Source organism: Streptomyces graminilatus, from assembly GCF_001418565.1.
Lineage (GTDB): Bacteria > Actinomycetota > Actinomycetes > Streptomycetales > Streptomycetaceae > Streptomyces > Streptomyces graminilatus.
The window spans coordinates 1-2,783 of the sequence record NZ_LIQQ01000363.1; the positions used below are offsets into that span (position 1 = coordinate 1).

Annotated in this window: 2 protein-coding genes; both read right to left on the reverse strand. The window is 71.3% G+C overall.

What is annotated here, in order from left to right; translation table 11 throughout:
• On the reverse strand, nucleotides 1–590 hold a 590-nt coding region (locus AOK08_RS28710; RefSeq protein WP_157876841.1), incomplete at its 3' end, for an FAD-dependent oxidoreductase.
• 113 nt (nucleotides 591–703) lie between these two features.
• Nucleotides 704–2,128, reverse strand: a complete 1,425-nt coding sequence (locus AOK08_RS28715) for an NsdA family TPR-like regulatory protein (protein WP_055531428.1) — start codon at nucleotides 2,126–2,128, stop codon at nucleotides 704–706.
• Between the last annotated feature and the right edge of the window lie 655 nt (nucleotides 2,129–2,783).

Below are 2,783 nucleotides of genomic sequence, written 5' to 3' on the forward strand. Positions count from 1 at the left end.
CCCCCCGGCCCCGCCGTCCGTACGGCCACCCCGAGCTCCGGCCGCCGGTCGATCCGTTCGACCTCCGCGCCGTACCGGATCTCCGCCCCGGAGGAATCGGCGAGCTGCCGGGCGACCGCCACGTAGTCGCAGATCCCCGTCGTGCCCACGTGTATGCCCGCGAGGCCGCGCACCTCCGGCTCGTACTCGCCGATCTGGGAGGGGCCCAGTTCCCGCACCGGAATGCCGTTCTCCCGGCCTCTCTGCACCAGGGCGTGCAGCCGGGGCAGCTCGTCCCGCTCGGTGGCGACGATCAGCTTGCCGGTGACGGCGTGCGCGATGCCGTACTCCGCGCAGAACTTGACCATCTCGGCGGCGCCCGACACCGCGTACCGCGCCTTGAGCGAGCCCGGCCGGTAGTAGATCCCGCTGTGGATCACCCCGCTGTTGCGCCCGGTCTGGTGCCGCGCGGGGCCCGGCTCCTTCTCCAGCACCGTCACGCGCGTACCCGGCGCGGCACGCGTGATCGCGTACGCCGTCGACAGGCCGACGATCCCCCCACCGATCACCAGCACGTCACAGTCGTATGTGATCCCACGCGTCAGCTCCACCGCGCCCCACCTCCTGCTTTCATAGTGCACTGCGCCACTGACAGTCACTTCAAACGCAGGAGGCGGGCACGCTTCGGCCGCGGCCGTTCCACAGCCGTTCCACCGCAGGTTTGCTACGCCGGAGCCATCAGCAGCGGCCGGGCCCGCTCCCTCAGCTCCACCACCCGGGGCTCGTCGCCGTACGGCTCCAGCCGGTGCAGGAGATCCTTCACGTACTCGGTGGTGCGCGCGGAGGAGATGCGCCCCGCGACCTCCACCGCCCGTACGCCCTGCTCGCATGCCGCGTCGAGATTGCCCGACTCGAGCTCGGCGACCGCCGAGACGACCAGCCGCAGTCCGTGCGAGCGCACGAATTCCTCGGTCGGCTTCGACAGGGCCTGCTCCGTGAAACGGCGGACCTGACGCGGTGCCTTCAGGTCGCGGTAGCACTCGGCGGCGTCGGCGGCGAAGCGGTCGTAGCCGTAGAAGCCGAGCCAGGACGGGTCGTTGTCTCCGTCGCGGGCCCGCTCCAGCCAGCCCTCCGCCGAGCGCAGCGCCGCGCCGGCCGCGTGGGCGTCACTCGCGCGCGCGTGGGCCCGTGCCTCGACCAGCCGGAAGAAGCTCATCGTGCGGGCGGTCGCGAGCCCCCGGTTGCGTTCCAGGGCGGCCTGGGCGAGGTCGACGCCCTCGTCGCCGAAGCCCCGGTAGGTGGCCTGGAGCGACATCGACGCCAGTACGTATCCCCCGAGGGGTACGTCCGCCGCCGCGCGCGCGAGGCGCAGCGCCTGGATGTAGTACCGCTGCGCGGCCTCCTGTTGACCGGTGTCGAAGGCCATCCACCCGGCCAGGCGCGTGAGTTCGGCGGACGCTCCGAACAGCGCGCGTCCCACCTCGTCCGAGTACGACCCCAGCAGCAGGGGAGCCGCCTCCACCCTTAAGCACTCGGGCACCATGGACGAACGCCAGTCGCCGCCACCGTACTTGGAGTCCCAGCGCCGGGCGTCCTCCGCGGCCTCCCGCAGCTTCTGCACATCACTGTGGCCGACTTTGAGCGGTGCGCCGGACCCCTCCAGAGACTGGGCCTCGCGCGCCACCGAGCTGTCGGCCGGGGTTATCAGCCAGCGCGAGGCGGGCGTCGCGTACGCGCTCACCGCGAACGATCCGGCGAGCGACTGCCAGATGCCGCCGGAGCCGGCGCGGCGGCCCGCGAGGTCGAGACGGTAGAGGTCGGTGGCCGAGCGCACGGCCTGTCCGACGTCCCTGGGGAAGGCGAGGCCCACTTCGGGCGCGGGATCCGCGTCCGCCAGGCCGATCTCGTGGAGCGGCACCGGGCGGCCGAGCTTCTGGCCGATGGCCGCCGCGATGAGGTGCGGCGCGGCACCCTGCGGCACCATGCCCTTCGACACCCAGCGCGCCACCGACGTCTTGTCGTAGCGAAGAGTCAACCCGCGTTGGGCGCCAAGGTCGTTGACGCGACGCGCGAGTCCTGCGTTGCTGATTCCCGCGAGGGCGAGAACGGCGCCGAGTTTCTCGTTCGGCCCGCGTTGCTCCCTGGACATGCGCCACCCCTCGACACAGACGGCTGCCGCGCTGGCATAACCATGCGGCATTCGTAAACCCAGCGTAGTTCGCCGCATCCCAAGCGTTAAGGGGCATTGTTCCGGTTGGCGGGATTGTGGTCCGTACGGAAGTTCTGAGGATGTACGCACCGTCGCGACGTGCCCCTGCCGTGTGGCCGTGCGCCCGGCCGTGCGCTCTTCTCCGGCCATGGCGGGAGCGCTTCCATGGATCCTGCGTGGGTCGGCCCGCTGTACTGGATCCAGTGGGCTGGGGGACACCGCCGCCTACATCCCCGCGGGTGGCGGACCGGTCCGGGAGGCGAGCTCCGCCTCCCGGACTGTGCGTGGGCGCTGCGCTCCGCAAAGCCTGTACGGAGCGTGCGCGAGCCTGCCTCCGCTCCGCCAACTTGGCCGAAAACAGACCCCGCTTCACCGGGCTGATCACCCCTCTCACCATGGCAGTTGAGGGCGCACGGGGCGTCTTGGGGGAGCGTAACGGGGGCGCATTCAGGTCGCGGCCATGTCATGGGCACGCCAATGACGTGCCAAACACACGCCAAAGACATGTCGAGGTCGCGCCACGGACACGTCGGATCCCCCGGATCCGCCGGTTCCCCGATCCGGGCACCGAAAACCCGCACCCCGCACCCCGCAC

Coding starts and splice junctions, on each gene's coding strand:
- AOK08_RS28715 (WP_055531428.1), bottom strand. CDS start 2,128: ATGTCCAGGGAGCAACGCGGGCCGAACGAGAAACTCGGCGCCGTTCTC.